Origin of the sequence: Devosia sp. (genome assembly GCF_048261455.1) — a bacterium.
GTDB lineage: Bacteria > Pseudomonadota > Alphaproteobacteria > Rhizobiales > Devosiaceae > Devosia_A.
The window spans coordinates 247,862-265,852 of record NZ_JBLXGA010000003.1; the positions used below are offsets into that span (position 1 = coordinate 247,862).

Below are 17,991 nucleotides of genomic sequence, written 5' to 3' on the forward strand. Positions count from 1 at the left end.
TTTTGCCTCTGCACACGTGCACCTGGGGAGTATTGAGCAAATCAATGTGGCAGATGTCTACTGCATTTGCTGTAGCACCGGGAAAGCTCAACGGCCCGGAGGATAGGTGTGCGTCTGTCCGCGCCAGTCGGTGACGGCGTAGCAGCCTGTGCCCGTCTCGGTGACCATGCCGGCGGCCACTGGCGCCTTGCCGTGGCCGCCGGGAATGTCGAGCACATAGGTGGGTTGGCACAGCCCGGAGATGCGCCCGCGCAGCGCCGCGACCAGCGCCTGACCCTCATCGAGCCCGACCCGGAAATGCGCGGTGCCGGGCGCGAGATCGGGGTGATGCAGGTAATAGGGTTGCACCCTGAGCTCAACGAAGCCGCGCATCAGTTCGGCCAGCACCGCGACATCGTCATTGACGCCTTTGAGCAGCACCGACTGGCTGATGAGCGCAATGCCGGCGTCGGCGATTTGCCCGATCGCCGCGCGCGCCTCAGGAGTGAATTCGCGCGGGTGATTGGCGTGAACTGCGAGATAAGTGGACTTGCCGCTTGCCTTCAACGCCGCGATCAGCGCGGCGTCGACGCGCTCGGGCGCCACCACCGGCACACGCGTGTGAAACCTGACGATTTTTACATGGGCGATCGGCTGCAACCGCGCCATCAGGTCCGCGAGCCGGCGGGCCGACAGCACCAGCGGATCGCCGCCGGTGAGGATCACCTCCCAGATCTCCTCATGCGCCGCGATATAGGCGATGGCGGCGTCGAGCGCCTCCGGGCTCAGGGTGCCCAGCCCCTCGGGGCCCACCATTTCGCGGCGGAAACAGAAGCGGCAATAGACCGGACAGACATGCACCGCCTTCAAGAGCACGCGGTCTGGATAGCGGTGAACGATCCCTTCGACGGGCGAATGGCTCAGATCGCCGATCGGATCGGCCCGCTCCTCGGGTGTCGTGTCGCGTTCCCGCGCGTCGGGAATGAACTGCCGCGCGATCGGATCGTCGGCATCGCCCCGCGCCATCAGCCCGGCCATCACCGGCGTCACGGCAATGGCATAGCGCTCAGCGACCGCGGAGGCCTCGGCCTGCAGCTCGGGCGCCAGCAACCCGGCATCGACGAGGTCGCCTGCGGTTCTCAGCGTACGATCCGGTTTCATCTGTTGCCTCCCGCCACCGGCACCCACAGCACATCCTCGATCCGCCGCGCGCCGACCGCCAGCATGACCAGCCGGTCGAACCCCAGCGCCACACCGGCCGTCTCCGGCATCAGCGGCAGGGCCGCCAGCAGGTCCTCGTCCAGCGGATAGCTTTCGCCATAGAGCCGCTGCTTTTCGTCCATTTCCGCTTCAAAGCGGGTCCGCTGCTCCACCGGGTCGGTCAATTCGCCGAAGCCGTTCGCGAGTTCGACGCCCGCGGCATAGAGCTCGAAACGCTCGGACACGCGCCGATCCTCCGGCAGGCGCCGCGCCAGAGCGGCCTCGCAAGCCGGATAGTGATCGAGCAGCGTCATCCGCCCCTGCCCGAGATGCGGTTCGACCCTGTCGACCAATATCAGGCTGAACAGGTAGCTCCATGTATATGCGGGCGGCACTGCGATCTCCGCGGCCCGCATCGCTTCGGCCAACGCATCGGCATCAGCCACACCATCCGCATCCATCGTCGCCATGAGGTCGATCCCGGCATAGCGCGAAAAGGCCTCGGCGACGCTAAGACGTTCGGGCGTGGCGAGCGGATCGCAGACGGCGTCCCGCCAGCGTAGTTCCGCAACGCCACTGGTTGCTGCCGCAAGGCGCACCAGCCGCACGCAATCGTCCATCACGGCGCTATACGGCTCCTCTGCGCGGTACCATTCGAGCATGGTGAATTCGGGATGGTGCAGCGCGCTGCGCTCGCGGTTGCGCCAAACGTGCCCGAAACTGGCGATCCGCCGCTCGCCCGCCGCCAGCAGCTTCTTCATCGAGAATTCGGGCGATGTGTGCAGGTACAGCTGCTCCCCCGCGCCGTCATTGCCGATGGCCGTCGTCGCAAAGGCATGCAGATGCGTCTCATTGCCCGGCGAGCGCTGCAGGCCGGGTGGATCGACGAACAGGAACCCCGCCTCCATCAGGTCGCCGCGCACCGCGTGTTCGATGCGATTGCGCGCCATCAGCGCCGGGCGCCGGTCGGCATGGACCGATGGCGTCCACCACGGAGAAGCTTCAGGTATTGGGGACGTTGACGACAATGTCTGCTCTTTAGCGGGGGTTGGGGACTGGCAGTTTGCGCGAATTTGCGGTATCGGGCGACACCACAACAGCACTATCGCGCGTCCGGCCCGGCCTATCGCCGCTCCAATTAGGCCGACGAACCCGCTCGAACAAGGAAGAACTCATGGTCAAGGTCATTGCCTCGTCGCTCCGCAAGGGCAACGTCGTCGAGCACGACGATGGCAAGCTCTACGTCATTCTCACCGCCGAGAACATCCACCCCGGCAAGGGCAACTCGGTGACGCAGATCGACATGCGCCGCATTTCGGACGGCACCAAGGTGACCAACCGCTGGCGTACCGTAGAAATGGTGGAAAAGGCCGACGTCGACGATCGCAACTACCAGTTCCTCTACAGCGATGGTGAGGGCCACCACTTCATGGAGCCCAACACCTATGAGCAGATCGCCGTCTCCGACGACGTGATCGGCGATCAGGCCGCCTATCTGGTCGACGGCATGGTTGTCAGCCTAAAGACCTTCGAAGGCGCCGCGCTGGCGGTCGAACTGCCGCAGCGCGTCACCCTCGAGATTGTCGAGACCGAGCCCGTGGTGAAGGGCCAGACGGCGTCCTCCTCGTTCAAACCGGCCGTTCTCAACAATGGCATCAAGACCACCGTGCCGCCGCACATCGGCGTTGGCACCCGCGTCGTGGTGATGACCGCCGACGGCAGCTATGTCGAGCGCGCCAAAGACTGATGACGATGGCCGCAGCCCATCCCTGAGGCTGCGCGCGATTTGAGATCTTTCGGCCGGCTGACCTGGTAGCTGGCCGTTCCGTTTTTGGTGGTTGCCCCTGTCGGTTCGCCGTGCTGCAGTCGGCCTGTATGAAGCAGGGCAGAGGTCGATGAGCAGCACAGACGACGCCTTCGATGGGGCCGACATGCGGAACCGGCACTTCGCCCACGCCGATATGCGGGAGTGCCATTTCGATGGCGTCAATCTCGCCAACGCGCGATTCTACGCTGTGTTGAGCAAGGCGCGTTTTGCCGATTGCGATATGGCCGCAGCCAGCTTCGACGACATCAATCTCGCGGGTGCCAGCTTCGACAATATCAACATGTCGGACGGCAGCATCAGCAATGCCAATCTTTCCAGGCTGACGGTCGACGGCGCAAATCTGCGAGGCGCCAGCTTCACCAATGTGGATCTGTCTGGCGCGACCATCGATGGCATTCTGGTGACCGATCTGCTGGCCGCCTATCGCCGATCTCAGGGCTGAGCCAGCGCCGCCGGCGCCTCCGGCATCAGATCCTGCGCCAGGCGCCAGATGGCCGTCATGTCCGCCTCGAACTGCGCCTGTTCCTCGGCCGCCCGCACGCGATCCGGAATGCGCAACAGATAGGACGGATGCACTGTCGCGTAGAGCCGATTGCCATCGGGCAGAATGGTGACGCGGCTCCGCACCGAGGCCAGCGTATGGCCTGACCCGAGCACGCCCGTCACCGCCGTTGCGCCCATGGTGACGATCAGCTTTGGCCGTACGAGTTCGCGCTCGAGATCCAGCCAGAAACGGCAGGCTGAGATTTCGCCCGCATTCGGTTTCTGGTGCAGGCGCCGCTTGCCGCGCGGCACGAATTTGAAGTGCTTGACCGCATTGGTGACATAGACCCGCTCGCGCGGAATGCCGGCTTTTGCGATGGCCCTGTCGAACACCTGGCCCGCCGGCCCGATAAAGGGCTTGCCCGCCAGATCTTCCTGATCGCCGGGCTGCTCGCCGACGAACATGATGTCGGCCGTCTCAGGGCCCTCCCCGAACACCGGCTGCGTCGCCATCTCCGCCAGCGGACACCGCCGGCACCCGCCGATCGCGGCGCGCGCATCCGGCAGCGTGGCGATCTCTGCGTCCTGCGCTGCGGGCAGTTCCGCTTGCCGGGCGCTTCGCCGCAGGTGCTTGGCCGAAGGCTGGTTGGCCTGCCGCGCCACCATTTCGGCCTCGGCGTCCCGGGCGCCGCGGATCAGCTCGGGGATCAGTTCGGCCTCCGGCAGATTGCGCCAGTATTTGACCGGCATCTCCGATTTCATCATCGACACCTTCAGCCGCGCCGGGTTGAAGATCGACGCATAATAGGTCCGCCAGACGTCCTCCATCGCATCCTCAGAAGGCACGTCCGCCTTGCTGCCGCCCGGCCCGAAGGCCAGCGCCTCCCCGTCCCAGAAAGCTGAGCGATAGGGCGTCACCACACCCCAGCGCATCCCCGCGAAGCGCCGCGCGAAAAACGGCGCCACGCGCTCGACGACAAAATGCTCGGGCTCGAACCAGGCGACATAGCGCTCGGCCTCACCGCTCCCGACCGTGCGGAAACGCACGAAGGCCTTCATCTTATGCGCATCGCGCCGCACGGCCGAAACCCGGCGGTCGAGCCGCCCGACATCGGGGTCCGAACGCACCTGCATCAGCCCGGGATCGCGCTGTAGCCGCCACAGCAGCCGATAGAGCAGCGCGAACCGCTCGGGATCGCTGTGGCAGATCCCCGCCTCGGCCCACTCGATGAAGCGTTGCGGCACGGTGCCCACCTTGCGGGTGCTGACCTGCTCCGGCCCTTCGCCATCGCCGAACAGATCCTCTGCCGCGCCCGGCCCCTGCCAGAAGACCTCTTCTGGCGGCACCGCGTCGAGCAGCAATTTGCGCGCCGCGCCGCGCCACTCGGCAAAGTCATTTGGCGCAGTCAGGCGCACCAGCCGCATTAGAAAAGCTCCATCTGCTGCGGCGGCGGCACCAGCTTGGCGCGCAACCGCGCATCGTCGGTCAGCCCGCCCGGCGTCCAGTCCGCCGCTTCGACGAAGGCCCTGACCTTGTCGATCGCCCCGCTCATCCGCGCCAGATCGGCCAGCGTCAGCCGATGCTCGCGCCGTGTCGTCAGGATGCGGTCGATGACACGCACCCCGAGCCCCGGGACCCGCAGCAGGAGTTCCCGCGGCGCCCGGTTGACGTCGACCGGAAACCGTCCGCGGTTCTTCAAGGCCCAGGCGAGCTTTGGATCGACGGCCAGATCGAGCTGTCCATCCGTGCCGCCCGACACCACTTCATCGACATTGAAGCCGTAAAACCGCAGCAGCCAGTCGGCCTGGTACAAGCGATGCTCGCGCAGCAAGGGTGGCGCGGCGGGCGGCAGGCGCGAACTGGCATCGGGGATGGGCGAGAAGGCCGAGTAGTAGACCCGCTTCAGCCCGTACCCGGCGTAAAGCGACGCGCTGCGCTGCAGCACCATGGCGTCATTGCTGCCGTCGGCACCGACAATCATCTGCGTCGACTGCCCGGCCGGGGCCAGCCGCGTCGGCTTGCGCCGTCCCGCCACCTTGCCATCCGGACGGCTTTCGGTGCGGGCGTGGTTGATCTTCGCCATCGCGGTGCGGATTTCGCCGGGACGCTTTTCCGGTGCCAGCAGGTCAAGGCTGGCATCGGTCGGCAGCTCGATATTGGTGGACAGGCGATCGGCCCACTTTCCCGCCTCGATCAACAGGTCCGCCGAGGCATTGGGGATGACCTTGAGATGGATATAGCCGGCAAAACGATGCGTCTCGCGCAGCGTGCGCACCACCCGCACCATTTCCTCCATCGTGTAGTCCGCGGACTGAATGATGCCGGAGCTGAGAAACAGGCCTTCGATGTAGTTGCGCCGATAGAAATCGAGCGTCAGGCCGACGACCTCCTCGACCGAAAACCGCGCCCGCTGCACGTTGGACGAGGAGCGGTTGATGCAATAGGCGCAGTCGTAGCTGCAGTAATTGGTCAGCAGGATCTTCAGCAGGCTGATGCAGCGCCCGTCCGGCGCATAGGAATGGCAGATGCCGCTCCCCTCGGTCGACCCGATGCCGCCCGTCTTCGAACTATTGCGCTTCGTGGTGCCGCTCGAGGCACAGGACGCATCATATTTCGCCGCGTCGCTGAGGATCGCGAGCTTGCGCTGCAGGCTGAGCTGAACCACGGCATGTTCCTTGTTTGTTCCTGCCGCACCCTACCCTGTCGCAAAATCTCGCGCCTACACAAAAAGACATGATTTGCTGTAACTGTTGCGCGAGTTGATGACATCCGACCGCGCTGATGGGAATTGCCGCATGTTGACCAGACATTCGATCGCCTGGCTCGTACCGTTTTTCACCCTCGCCCTGCTGCCGGGCAGCGCTGCGCGCGCCGCAAGCCCGGTGCTGGAGCTGGAGATCACCCAGGCTCTGGCGGGCGACCGCCCAGGCGACGCGGTGGCCAGTCTTGAAACCGCGATTGCCGCTGAAACCGACGGCGAAACCACCGAGGACCTGCTGCGCCGCCTCGCCGGCCTCTACCTGCAGCTTGACCGGCCCGTGGACGCCGCCACAACGCTCGAGAAGCTGGCCTCGGCGCAAGCGCAGCGGCTCGGTCCGCGCGCCACAGACGTCGCGGCCACGTGGCAGCAAAGCGCCGAGATCTGGCAGCAGCTGGGGGAGCGCAGCCGCGCGCTCGAGGCCTATGTCAATGCCATCCGGATCGACGCAGCCAATGGCCTTGCACCGGAGACCAACCCGCTGGATGCCACGACCGACGCGCTGATTGCCGAAGAGCCCTCGGCCCGCATGCGCCAGCAACTGCAGGCACAAAAAAGGTCACAGATCGATCTGTCCGCCGCCGTCGGCGAGCGTGAGGTCGGCGCGGCGCACGCACTGGTCCGCATCTACTATGCGACGAACCGCGCGCTGACCGACAGCCCGCGGCTGGCCGATGTCTATACTGGCGACCGCGGGCCCGTGACCTATGGCACAGCCGAGGTTTCGATCCCCGATATTCACGTCGCCGGAGCACTCGAAGCGCCGGACATTTTCAGCTTCGACGTCGTCGAAGACCCCGACAAGCACGTCATGCTGCGGGCCATCACCCCTGCCGACAAGGCAGCGACCTTCGCCGCCATGCGCGAGCATCTCGCCGAGAAACAGACCAACGAAGCCTTCGTGTTCGTACATGGCTTCAACACCAGCTTTGTCGATGCCGTGCGCCGCACCGCGCAGATCGCCTACGACATGGATTTCGACGGCCTGCCGATCCTCTATTCCTGGCCGTCACAGGGCTCGATCCTTGGGTATCTCGCCGATGGCGCCGTGGTGCAGCTGTCGGGCCGCTACCTGACGCGCTTTCTTGATGACGTGGTCGCCGACACCGGCGCCACGCGTATCCATCTCATCGCCCACTCCATGGGCAACCGGGCGCTGACCGAAGCGCTGGAGCTCTTTGCGCTGCGCCACGCCGGCGAGCCGCCGGCCTTCGACCAGGTGCTGTTCACGGCGCCAGATCTCGATGCGGGCCTCTTCGCCAACATGGTGCAGACCATCCGCCCGGCGGTCGGCCGAATGACGCTCTACACCTCGAAGAACGACTGGGCGCTGCGGGCCTCCCACCAGCTCAACGGTGGCGCCCCGCGCGCTGGCGAGGGTACGGCCGGCATCCCCATGCCGCAGGACATCGACAGCATCGACATGTCGGTGCTGGGCGCGGACATGCTGGCCCATTCCTATTTCGCCAACGACACCTCAGCGCTGACCGATATCCTGTCGCTGTTCTGGCGCGACGCGCCGCCGGACCGGCGCTGCGGCATGACGGCAAGCCCAGTCGATACGACCTCGGCCGAGTGGAGCCTCGAGCCGACGCTATGCGATGGCAACGCCATGCTCAGTGCCCTGCGCCTGTTGCGCGGCCAGAAGATCGGCAACCTGTCCGACGCGCTGGCGACCATCGAGAGCGCCTTTCCCGAGGCCGAGCCGGAACAGCGCATGGCGATTGAGGCCGCTCTGGAGCGTCTGTTTCGCTCGTGACCGTTCGCGATTGACGAACGATCCATCAGCCGAGGGGCACTACCGTCAAGCGCTTGCCTACCCTACCTATCGGGCAACAGGATTTATGAGGAGGCAAGCATGACTCTCGAACTCAAGGGCATTCACCACCTGACCGCCATCACCGCGCAGGCCCCGCGCAATGCCGATTTCTACACTCGCGTCATGGGCATGCGGATGATCAAGAAAACCGTGAACCAAGACGACGTCAGCGCCTATCACCTGTTCTATGGTGATGGCATTGCTTCCCCCGGCGCCGATCTGACCTTCTTCGATTTTCCCACCGGTCCGGAGCGGCGCGGCACCCACTCGATCAACCGGACGGGCCTGCGCGTCCGCACAGCCGACGATCTCGACTGGTGGAAAGCCCATCTGTCGGAGAACGGCGTCATGTCGTCCAACATTAAGGACCGCGCCGGCCACCTGTCTCTCGATTTCGAGGATTTCGAGGGCCAGCGCTTCCGCCTCGTTGTCGATCCGGCGGCGGGCGAAAGCCATCCGTGGGAAAAAAGCCCGGTGCCGACCGAGCGCCAGATCCTGGGGCTCGGACCGATCACCATTTCCGTGCCCGATCTTGGCCGGACCGAGCCGGTGCTGACCAAGGTGATGAACATGCGCGAGGTGCGTACCTACCCCGCCCGCGAAAAAAACGGCGCCATCCACGTGTTCGAAATGGGTGAAGGCGGCGCTGCGGCCGAGCTGCATGTCGAAGTCAACCCGGGCATGTCCATGGGCCGTCAGGGCGCCGGGGGCGTGCACCACGTCGCGTTCCGCACGCCCGACAAGGCCGAGTTCGACCAGTGGGTTCGCCGCGCCACCAGCTTCGGCCTGCGCAGCTCTGGCGAGGTCGAGCGCTATTACTTCACCTCGCTCTACTTCCGCGAGCCCAACGGCATCCTGTTCGAAATCGCCACCGACGGCCCCGGCTTTACCGCCGACGAGCCGCTGGAAACCCTCGGCGAAAGCCTGGCCCTGCCGCCCTTCCTCGAACCCCGCCGCGCCGAAATCGAAGCCGGCCTCCAGCCGCTCTGACGGGACGCAATAGTGCGAGCGCGGCTCCGTCAGCAGCGGAACCGCGCTCTCAACGCCGAGGGGGGCTGACGGCGCTGTTCTTGCGCCGTCAGTCGCGGATGTTCGGATCGGGCTCCAAGGCTCTCGCCAGATCGATCAGCTGCACGAACTCGGCCCGGTAGCCAGCCTCGTCCTCGCCGCGCGCGCCCTGGGCCAGCGCCCGGATCTCGTTCCAGCGCATCGTGCCACCGTAAACCGATCCCTTGAGCTTTTGCCCGAAGGCCGCGACGGCCGCGGCAAAGCGCGAGTCGTCGGAGGCCGCCGCCAGCGATGCCGCGGCGATATCCTCGGCAATCGGCATTTCGATCAGCTGGCTCTCGCTCGCCTCGGGCTGCTTGTAGCGCAGCTTGAGATAGCCAATCTCGCCATTGTCGTCGGCCTCGGGAGCCACCTCAGTGCCATAGCGCAAAGGCGCATTGAGCTGGGCACTAGAGCCGACCGGCGTGATTTCATAGAGCGCCGTCACCGTATGCCCCGCCCCGATGTCGCCTGCGTCGACCTTGTCGTTGTTGAAGTCTTCGCGGTTAAGCGCCCGGGTCTCGTAGCCGATCAGCCGATACTCCGAGACGACGCCCGGATTGAACTCGACCTGCATCTTCACGTCCTTGGCGATGGTTTCGAGCGTGCCGCCGATCTCGCTGACCAGCACCTTCTGCGCTTCCTTGAAGCTGTCGATATAGCTGGCATTGCCGTTCCCGTTCTGGGCCAGCGCCTGCATCGTATCGTCGCCCAGATTGCCGGAGCCGAAGCCCAGGACAGACAGGAACACGCCATCGTCACGCTTGGTCTTGATGAAATCGACAAGCTGGTCGGGATCGTCGATCCCGACATTGAAGTCACCATCGGTCGCAAGGATCACCCGGTTGATACCGCCTTCGACAAAGCTCTGTTCGGCCAGATCATAGGCGAGCTCGATGCCTGCCGCACCCGCGGTTGAGCCACCTGCGTAGAGCCGGTCGAGCGCCCCGAGAATGGCCGCCTTGTCACTGGCCGCCGTCGGCGGCAACACGACGCCGGCCGAACCGGCATAGGCGACCAGCGATACCGTGTCGGTATCCCCCAACTGGTCGACCAGCAGCGCAAAGGCGCGCTTCAACAGTGGCAGCTTGTCGGCATCGTCCATCGAGCCCGACGTATCGATCAGGAATGTCAGGTTCTTCGGCTTGCTCTCGTCCAGCGGCGGCACATAGCCCTTGATGCCGATCCGTACGAGCTGCGTTTCCGGGTTCCACGGCGTCGGGAACACCGCGACCGAAGGCTGGAACGGCGTCTCGGCGCTGTCGGGCCCGGGATAGGCATAGTCGAAATAGTTGATCAGCTCTTCTATCCGCACGGCATCGGCCGGCGGCAGGTAACCATCACCCAGGGCGCGCCGCACATAGGCATAGCTCGCGGTATCGACGTCTATCGAGAACGTCGACACCGGCTGTTCCGCCGTCACCTTGACCGGCGACTCGTCGAAATCGGTGAACATGTCGCCATTGACCTCGGGCGGCGGCATCATGGTCTCGTCTGAAAAAGCGATAGCCGGTGCCGGCTTGCGGACCATGGCGCCCGCCGGAGCTGATGCCGGCGGCGCCATCATTCTCGGTGCAACCGCAGACGACGTCTCTTCCCGCGCCCGCAATTGCGGCGCCGGCGCAACAGAGGGCACGGCTTCTGCCAGACCGTCGCTTTGGCTTTCCAGGTCATCAGCAGGTGCTGCAGACTCTGCTTCCACCTTAGGAGCGACATCTGTTGTCGCCATCGGCACATCTGCCACCACTTCGGGCGTCTCGGTGGCCTTGATCGGGGCCGGCGCCTTGACCGTGGCCTGGGGTGCCAGCGGCGACATCGCCGTCGACGAATAGAGCTGATAGCCGAGCGGCAGCAGCAGCAGTGCCACCGCCGCAGTGCCGAGCCCATAGCTCAGCCGTGTGTTCATGGTGCCCATCGCGAATGTCCTTCTCAAGCTCGCAAACATGGAGCTGAGACGGCCGCTTGCAGCGGAACCTTGGGCAGAAACCTGCGGAGCCGATGCCTTCGCCTGCTCGGCGTCGAACGCCAGCATGGCAGCATCGAGCGCGCGCTGGCGCGCCGCATCCGAAGCGGTGGGTGGGGTCATCCGGGCCAGTTTGGCCAGTTCATCATCGTGCATTTCGTTGCTCATAAAAGCCCCCTTAGGGTCTTTTTGGCCTCGTGGACATGCCAGGAGACGGTTGCTTCCTTGCACCCCATGATCACGCCGGCCTCGGCGTGGCTCAGTCCCTCCGAATAGATCAGCAGCACCGCATCCCGTTGCTGTCCGGGCAATTTGCGCACTGCCTCCCACAATTGACGGGACGCCGCTGCATCTTCCTGGTCGGGCAGATAGGCATCCGGCGTCACCTCCGCATAGCGGTCGGTATGACGGCTGCGACGCGACCGCGACCGCTGCATGTCGCGCACCGCGTTCAGCGTGACGCGATAGAGCCAGCTGGTGAAGGCGCTGCGGCGGTCGAAACTTTTCAGAACGCTCGCCAGCTTCACGCAGACCTCCTGCGCGATATCCTCGGCATCGGACACCTTGCCGCTCCACTTGCAGGCGGTGCGGAAGATGAAATCATAGTGCCGCGCCACCAGCTGCGAAAACGCCTGCCGATCGCCGCCGACCGCCAGGGCGATCAGCGCTTCATCAGTTTGTTGCGGCGCTGCCGCTCCGGCATCGACGAGGTTCGGCATCAGGGCTGAAGACCGTCTCACTGTTGGCTCTCAAGCGTTATTGTAGACCTGAGACGGGCGCTGCAACGTGATGCTTGGGGTGCAAACAGAAGTTTTTGCGATTCAGCGCCGGGCGGGGCCAGCGGGCGCCGGACGCAAATGGCTTGCGCAGCGCCCGTCCCGGCGCTACCTCAGCCAAATGTCCGAAGATCCCAAAAAGCCAGACAGCCCGTTCAAGCTCAATTCGGGCCGTATCGTCATGCTCGTTCTCGGCGTCCTTCTGGTGCTCTACACCCTTTCGGCGCTATTCGGCGGCCTCAACAACTACCAGCAGCTGCGCGAAGCCGCGAGCGGCGCCCAGCAGCAGGACGCCCGCGAGTAGGCTCGGATCTTATTTTCCTCAAGGCACCGGCGCCTTGGACTATGGCCTTTGCTGTGCCGTTTCGAGCCGAACAAGGGCCGCAGCGGCCACCACAAAGACCAGCCCAAAAATCTTCACACCTCAAAGAAGTATCCTGCTAATCTGCACTTGATCGCGAGCCAGATTATAGTGCAACAGGTGGGGATAGAGTGGGCAAGATACGTGTAACTCTGCTTGGCGCGCTGGCCGGCCTAGCCTTCGGTAGCGCGACTGCACAGGAGTCCGGTACCGAGCTTTGCGCAGATTTCGCCGGTGCCAATGCATCCTACAACTCGCCGTTCATATGGCAAGGTTTCGGCTTTGAGCCTTTGCCCGGCAGAAATATCGATATTGACCAGGGCATCGCAATTGTCTCCGGGCGCCTCACCATACTCCCACCGATACCGGTGAACGGGATAACTGTAGACCTTAGGTCGCCCGGCGACTCGACTACGCACGATTTCAGGCTGACGGCCATCGACGGATCCGGCGCCAATGTCGATCAGGTAACCGCCAACTTGGCCACATCGACCACTGTGCAGGCGACACTCTCGGGGGTTGGCATTGTTGCCCTTGAGGTCACCGACACTATCGGCGGTATGGCGTACGAGTCCGGCGTCACCAAGGTATGCATTCCTGTAACGATTATCGCGCGTTGATGCCCTCGATCAGCTTTGCTTCGGCGCAGAGACCGGCCGCGGCGATTTAGGCCACCAGCGCCGTTGGCACCGCTTCGGCAATGAAGCCGCCGCCCAGCACTTCGCTGGTGTCGCTCTCATCGGCGTAGAACACGCAGGCCTGTCCGGGCGAAATACCGTATTCGCCGGCAAACAGCGTCACGAACACCGCGCCGTCCTCCATATGCACGGCGCCCGCCTGCGGCGGACGCGTCGAGCGCACCTTCACCTCGATCGGCATGCCATTGCCCGCGGCGAGCGTATCGAGCGCTTCGGCGCCGAGCCAGTTCACATCACGCAGCCGCACCGTCTTGGTCATCAGCGCCTCGCGCGGCCCGACGACCACCTGCGCCGTGTTGGGATCGAGCTTGACCACATAGAGTGGTTCGGCGGCTGCTATCCCCAGGCCCCTGCGCTGACCGACGGTATAATTGACGATCCCCGCATGCCGCCCCAGCACCCGGCCATCGAGATGCACGATCTCGCCGCTCGCGTGCACCTCAGGATGCATCTTGCGGATCACGTCCGCGTACTTGCCCTGCGGCACGAAACAGATGTCCTGGCTGTCATGCTTGTCAGCGATCTCCAGCCCGAACTCGCGCGCCAGCTCGCGCACCGCAGGCTTGCTCATGCCGCCGAGCGGAAAGCGCAGGAAATCGAGCTGCTCCTGCGTGGTCGCGAACAGGAAATAGCTCTGGTCACGGCTGTCGTCGATCGGCCGGTAGAGCCGCCGCCGGCCATCCTCGAGCCGGCTCTGCACATAGTGGCCGGTCGCCAGCACGTCCGCGCCGAGATCGCGCGCCACTTCCATCAGGTCTACGAACTTGACGCTCTGGTTGCATGCGATGCACGGCACAGGCGTTTCGCCCTGCTGATAGGCATTGGCGAACGGCTCCATCACCGCATCGCGAAAGCGCTGCTCATAGTCGAGCACATAGTGCGGAATGCCGAGCTGCGCGGCGACCCGCCGCGCATCGTGAATATCCTGCCCCGCGCAGCAGGCACCCTTGCGGTGCGTGGCTTCGCCATGGTCGTAGAGCTGCAGGGTGACGCCCAGCACATCATAGCTCTGACGGGCGAGAAGGCCGGCAACGACGGAGGAATCGACGCCCCCAGACATCGCGACGACGACGCGCGTGTCTTCGGGGCGCTTGGGCAGATCAAGCGAGTTCATCATCTCTATGGTCATCCGGTTGGGGTCAAGGGCCAGCGGCTGAGCATCACCCGTCTCCGGGCAACGGCCGGGCTATAATCCCCAATCGGCGTTTCGGCAACTGGCCCGACCCGGCAGCTTTTGCCGGTTGCGGTCCGATCCTGCCGGGCCGGCGCGGCATACCTTCCCGCTAAACCATTGAAATTACGACAATCGCAAACCGGCACGGCGCTTGCATCAGAGGCAGTGCATACCTGTGCCAAGAGGTCTGACGTGACGATTACCGTTGGTTTTTCACCAGCATCCGCCCAACCGGCATCCGCCGTCACCGCCAAAACTGCGGCTGGCGCCCAGGGTGGCGAGGGCATGCAGTCGCTGTTTGCCATGCTGCTCGGCCTGCTCGGTGGCAATACCGGTGAGGCGGCAGCGCAATTGCCGGATACGATCGCGGATCTGTTTACAGGCGCAGCGTCATCGGCACCCCTGACACTCGATGCCGCTGCACCGGACCCGGCGACCGACGGCAACGCACTATTATCCGATCTCGGCAGTCTGCTGGGTGAACTGGCCAATGCGCTCGAGACCGGCGAGCCGATCGATCCGGCGCTGAAGGAAAAGCTGAGCGAGACGCTCGATGCCGTCGCCGCGGCCTTCAACCTGCCGCAGACGCCCCCGCCACCGCCCGGCGCAGGCGAAGCTGCGCTCGCCGCCGCACTCGACGGCGACGCGCTATTGCCGACGCCCGACGCCGCATCGCCGGCCGATGCTGAAGACACGGCAGAACTCGCGCGTATTGCTGAGCAATTCGCCCGCCGTTTGGGCCAGGAAGCGCCGGAACTCGGTCGACGTATCGAAGCAACCTTGCGTGAACTGGGTGGCCACAACCTACCAAAGGAACTGCTGCAGGCCCTGGGCATCGATCCCGACCTGAAGTTGACGCCCTCAGCGCCGGGCAGCCTCACCGGCGCCAAGCAGACAGCTGGGGCCGCTACGAATCCCTTTGCCGCGCCGACGCTCGACACCCCTGAGACACTCGCAACGCCGATGGGCGACGGCGCCACCGACAAGGCGGGCACCGACCCGGCGGAAAAGCGCCAGCCGGGCAGCATGGCGCCGCGTGACCTGCGCATCGATCAGGCGGATGCAAAACCGACCGGCCCGGCCCAACCCGCGACGACCGATCCCGCCGCGACGGCAACAGCGCAGCCAGCAAGTGCCAGCACCGCGGCGATGACACCGGCGGGTGCCCGCGTCATTCACGCCGCCTACCAGGCGCCGGTGCAGCAATTGAACCTGCCGGCCATCGCCTTCGATATCGTGCGCCATGTGGAAGCCGGTAACAGCCGGTTCCAGATCCGCCTCGATCCGCCGGAGCTGGGTCGCATCGACGTCCGGCTCGATGTGGACAAATCGGGCGCAGTTCACGCCCGCCTCACCGTCGATCGCGCCGAAACGCTCGACCTCATGCAGCGTGACCAGCGCGCATTGCAGCAGGCGCTGCAGCAGGCCGGCCTCGACGGCAACAAGACCAATCTTGAATTTTCGCTGCGCCAGAACCCGTTCTCCGCCGGTGGCGACACGGGCAATGGCGGCGGCCAGCAATCCGCACCCGGTTTCGCCGGGGATCGGCTGGCCGCAGATCTCGACGCCTCGGACCAACCCGCCGCCGTGCACTATCGTGGCACGACCGGGCCCGACGGCGTAAACCTGTTCGTCTAGGAGGCTTTCATGGCCGTTTCTGCTGTATCTGCGGGCTCAACCAGTGCCCTGTCCGGCACCCGTCAGTCCATCGCGCAGAATTTCGACACCTTCCTGTCGCTGCTGACCACGCAGCTTAAGCATCAGAATCCGCTCGATCCGCTCGACACCAACCAGTTCACCCAGCAACTGGTGCAGTTCACCGGGGTGGAACAGCAGCTCAAGACCAATGAGTTTCTGGAAGCCATGATGCTGTCGACCCAAAATGCCAACAACTCCGAGGCGGTTGGCTATGTCGGCAAGGTCGTCACCGCGTCCGGCGCAAAATCCGAGCTGATCGACGGCGAAGCGGTATGGCATTTCGGTGTCGACAAGGCCGCAAACATCACCGCGACGGTCCGCGATGCCGACGGAAATACGGTTTTTGTCAAACAGGGCAACGTCGAGCAGGGCGAAAGCGTCTTCAAATGGGACGGTATCGGCTCCGACGGGCGTCAGAAACCCGATGGATCCTATTCCATCTCCATCGAAGCGCGCGATGGGGACGGACGCTTCGTCAATGTCGCGACCGAAATGACTGGCGAAGTCACCGGCGTCGACTTTACCGGATCCGAGCCGGTCCTGCTGATCGGCGGCGCCCGGGTGAACCTGTCGAGCGTTCTCACCGTGCGCAAGAATACCGAGAGCTGATCCGGACCCCGGTCAGGGCTTGAAGCCCGTCGGCAGTCCATCCTGGCTGACCATGTTCTTGTCCGCCCAATAATCGCGAATGCCCTCCGGACCCTTGGCCTCGGCCCAGCGGTCCATCTGGTCGCGCTCGCCGTCATAGCCCATGAGCGGCACGCCATAGCCGCATGAGGTCTTGACGAGATCGAAGTCGATCCGCGTGATCTGCCGCGCACCCAGCGGTTCCGTATCGTCGAACTCGACCGACAGCAGCGAGGCGTATTCGTCGCTGCCGCGCGCAATCACCCTGCCCTGCCCATAGAGCCGCAGGATCAGCGGCGGCCCCGCCACGGCACAGAACATGATGGTCATCCGCCCATCGGCTTTGAGATGCGCCGCGGTCTCGTTGCCGCTGCCCGTGCGATCCAGATAGCATGCCGCATTGTCGTTCAGCACCCGGAACAGGTCGGTCGAGCGCGGCGACAGATTGATCCGCGCGCCTGCTGCCGACGTGGCGGTGAAGAAGATGTGCTGTTCGCCGATGAAGCGCGTCAGTCGTTCATTCAGTGCTGGATAGTCTTTGGCCATTGTCAGTCCCGGGCCGGCATCGATCTGGCCATCAATTTGAATGGAATACGTGTCGATTGCGACAGATTTATTGTCCAGATGCGGCTGCGCACCTACCTCAAACTCGTTACCGGTTGCCCACGATCCCGAACGCGCGTTTTAACGCCTTGTAAGCAATGTCTTAGGCGAATTTTAAGCGCGATGTCCTAGGCTTTGGGCGTGGTCAGGTGAGTAAGTGAGTAGAATGACCGTCCAAATGCGTCCCCGCGTAAAGTACGTGATCGGCCCGGATGGAAGTCCGTTGACGATCGCCGATTTACCCCCGAAGAACACCCGCCGCTGGGTGATCCGCCGCAAAGCGGAAGTGGTTGCTGCCGTACGCGGCGGCCTGCTCAGCCTCGAGGAAGCCTGTCAGCGCTACACGCTGTCGGTTGACGAATTCCTCAATTGGCAGGCGGCGATTGACAAGCACGGCCTTGCCGGGCTGCGAACGACCTGGATACAGCACTACCGCGAAGGCTGATTGATCCTATACTGGAGCTTGAAATCTATCAGGGAAATCCCTGTTAGAAATAGTTCTTTTGATTATCAGATTTCTCGGCAGCTCTGCACTCAGGTCTTCCGACCCTGCGATTTTCGCGCATATGTCACGCTTCTGGCGTTAGCCGCCTATGCGGTCGCCTCTCGGCGCGTCACAAGTCACACAATCAGATCGCGGCGCGAGACGCATCAAGCGCCTTGCGCCGCGACCACTTAGCCTCCCTTTCGAGGCGAGCCAGGCCGCGAAGTCTTACCGCGCCATCCATACCTTCCAGTTCGCACCACGCACGCGCCGCTAGCCGGCCCGGATGCCATCCGCACCCGAGCAGGCCGAAACCTGCGCACTTTCCGGGAACCGGTCATTGAGTTCGGATTCACCGCACCCGGCAATTCCTGCCGGAAATTCGCGTTTTGGCACGGTCGGTTAATCTCTTGTTTACCATCCACCCGGTAATTTTTGCCTAGGGCCAGTGCACCACTGCGCCGAAAGTGAAGTCGGGTTCGGCGCGTGGAC

17 protein-coding genes are annotated in these 17,991 nt (G+C 64.2%); 9 read left to right on the plus strand and 8 right to left on the minus strand.

Annotated elements, in window-relative coordinates:
• Positions 1-87 precede the first annotated feature (87 nt).
• Entirely contained in the window at positions 88-1,140 is a 1,053-nt protein-coding gene (locus ACN0TK_RS05115) for a lysine-2,3-aminomutase-like protein (RefSeq protein WP_417308376.1), read from the minus strand.
• Entirely contained in the window at positions 1,137-2,189 is a 1,053-nt protein-coding gene (gene epmA / locus ACN0TK_RS05120) for an EF-P lysine aminoacylase EpmA (RefSeq protein ID WP_417308447.1), read from the minus strand. The genes ACN0TK_RS05115 and epmA overlap by 4 nt, the downstream gene beginning before the upstream one ends.
• Positions 2,190-2,353: 164 nt before the next feature.
• On the opposite strand from epmA, the gene efp reads away from it, so the two are divergent.
• Together efp and ACN0TK_RS05130 are read left to right on the plus strand one after the other, a co-directional pair.
• Positions 2,354-2,926 (plus strand): elongation factor P, encoded by a 573-nt coding sequence (gene efp / locus ACN0TK_RS05125; RefSeq protein ID WP_417308377.1) that lies wholly within the window; start codon positions 2,354-2,356, stop codon positions 2,924-2,926.
• A 148-nt stretch (positions 2,927-3,074) separates the two neighbouring features.
• Positions 3,075-3,449: a pentapeptide repeat-containing protein gene (locus tag ACN0TK_RS05130; protein WP_417308378.1), complete on the plus strand. Its 375-nt coding sequence runs from the start codon at positions 3,075-3,077 to the stop codon at positions 3,447-3,449.
• On the opposite strand, the gene ACN0TK_RS05135 is transcribed toward ACN0TK_RS05130, so the two are convergent.
• Together ACN0TK_RS05135 and ACN0TK_RS05140 are read right to left on the minus strand one after the other, a co-directional pair.
• Positions 3,440-4,915 carry a UdgX family uracil-DNA binding protein gene (locus ACN0TK_RS05135; RefSeq protein ID WP_417308379.1) on the minus strand — a complete coding sequence of 492 codons (1,476 nt, stop codon included), beginning with the start codon at positions 4,913-4,915 and terminating at the stop codon, positions 3,440-3,442. The genes ACN0TK_RS05130 and ACN0TK_RS05135 overlap by 10 nt on opposite strands.
• Positions 4,915-6,156 carry a putative DNA modification/repair radical SAM protein gene (locus tag ACN0TK_RS05140; RefSeq protein WP_417308380.1) on the minus strand — a complete coding sequence of 414 codons (1,242 nt, stop codon included), beginning with the start codon at positions 6,154-6,156 and terminating at the stop codon, positions 4,915-4,917. Before ACN0TK_RS05140 ends, ACN0TK_RS05135 begins: the two co-directional genes overlap by 1 nt.
• A 130-nt stretch (positions 6,157-6,286) precedes the next feature.
• Here ACN0TK_RS05140 and ACN0TK_RS05145 point away from each other — a divergent pair, with 130 nt between their 5' ends.
• Positions 6,287-8,008, plus strand: a complete 1,722-nt coding sequence (locus ACN0TK_RS05145) for an alpha/beta hydrolase (protein ID WP_417308381.1) — start codon at positions 6,287-6,289, stop codon at positions 8,006-8,008.
• 99 nt (positions 8,009-8,107) lie between these two features.
• Positions 8,108-9,058: a ring-cleaving dioxygenase gene (locus tag ACN0TK_RS05150; RefSeq protein WP_417308382.1), complete on the plus strand. Its 951-nt coding sequence runs from the start codon at positions 8,108-8,110 to the stop codon at positions 9,056-9,058.
• A gap of 88 nt (positions 9,059-9,146) precedes the next feature.
• Here ACN0TK_RS05150 and ACN0TK_RS05155 read toward each other — a convergent pair whose 3' ends face one another.
• On the minus strand, positions 9,147-11,246 hold the full coding sequence (locus ACN0TK_RS05155; protein ID WP_417308383.1) for a YfbK domain-containing protein: 2,100 nt from the start codon (positions 11,244-11,246) through the stop codon (positions 9,147-9,149).
• Complete coding sequence (locus tag ACN0TK_RS05160) at positions 11,243-11,797, minus strand: RNA polymerase sigma factor (RefSeq protein WP_417308448.1); 555 nt, start codon at positions 11,795-11,797, stop codon at positions 11,243-11,245. The genes ACN0TK_RS05155 and ACN0TK_RS05160 overlap by 4 nt, the downstream gene beginning before the upstream one ends.
• A 178-nt stretch (positions 11,798-11,975) precedes the next feature.
• Here ACN0TK_RS05160 and ACN0TK_RS05165 point away from each other — a divergent pair, with 178 nt between their 5' ends.
• Positions 11,976-12,158, plus strand: coding sequence for a hypothetical protein (locus ACN0TK_RS05165; RefSeq protein WP_417308384.1), 183 nt, complete (start codon positions 11,976-11,978; stop codon positions 12,156-12,158).
• 188 nt (positions 12,159-12,346) lie between these two features.
• Positions 12,347-12,835, plus strand: coding sequence for a hypothetical protein (locus tag ACN0TK_RS05170; RefSeq protein ID WP_417308385.1), 489 nt, complete (start codon positions 12,347-12,349; stop codon positions 12,833-12,835).
• A gap of 46 nt (positions 12,836-12,881) precedes the next feature.
• On the opposite strand, the gene mnmA is transcribed toward ACN0TK_RS05170, so the two are convergent.
• Positions 12,882-14,027, minus strand: coding sequence for a tRNA 2-thiouridine(34) synthase MnmA (gene mnmA, locus ACN0TK_RS05175; RefSeq protein WP_417308449.1), 1,146 nt, complete (start codon positions 14,025-14,027; stop codon positions 12,882-12,884).
• Between the two features lie 252 nt (positions 14,028-14,279).
• On the opposite strand from mnmA, the gene ACN0TK_RS05180 reads away from it, so the two are divergent.
• Both ACN0TK_RS05180 and ACN0TK_RS05185 read left to right on the plus strand, forming a co-directional pair.
• Complete coding sequence (locus ACN0TK_RS05180) at positions 14,280-15,725, plus strand: flagellar hook-length control protein FliK (protein ID WP_417308386.1); 1,446 nt, start codon at positions 14,280-14,282, stop codon at positions 15,723-15,725.
• Between the two features lie 9 nt (positions 15,726-15,734).
• Positions 15,735-16,394 carry a flagellar hook assembly protein FlgD gene (locus ACN0TK_RS05185; RefSeq protein WP_417308387.1) on the plus strand — a complete coding sequence of 220 codons (660 nt, stop codon included), beginning with the start codon at positions 15,735-15,737 and terminating at the stop codon, positions 16,392-16,394.
• A gap of 12 nt (positions 16,395-16,406) precedes the next feature.
• On the opposite strand, the gene ACN0TK_RS05190 is transcribed toward ACN0TK_RS05185, so the two are convergent.
• Positions 16,407-16,958 (minus strand): pyridoxamine 5'-phosphate oxidase family protein, encoded by a 552-nt coding sequence (locus tag ACN0TK_RS05190; protein ID WP_417308388.1) that lies wholly within the window; start codon positions 16,956-16,958, stop codon positions 16,407-16,409.
• A 223-nt stretch (positions 16,959-17,181) separates the two neighbouring features.
• On the opposite strand from ACN0TK_RS05190, the gene ACN0TK_RS05195 reads away from it, so the two are divergent.
• Positions 17,182-17,460: a DUF1153 domain-containing protein gene (locus ACN0TK_RS05195; RefSeq protein ID WP_417308389.1), complete on the plus strand. Its 279-nt coding sequence runs from the start codon at positions 17,182-17,184 to the stop codon at positions 17,458-17,460.
• The last annotated feature ends 531 nt before the right edge of the window (positions 17,461-17,991 follow it).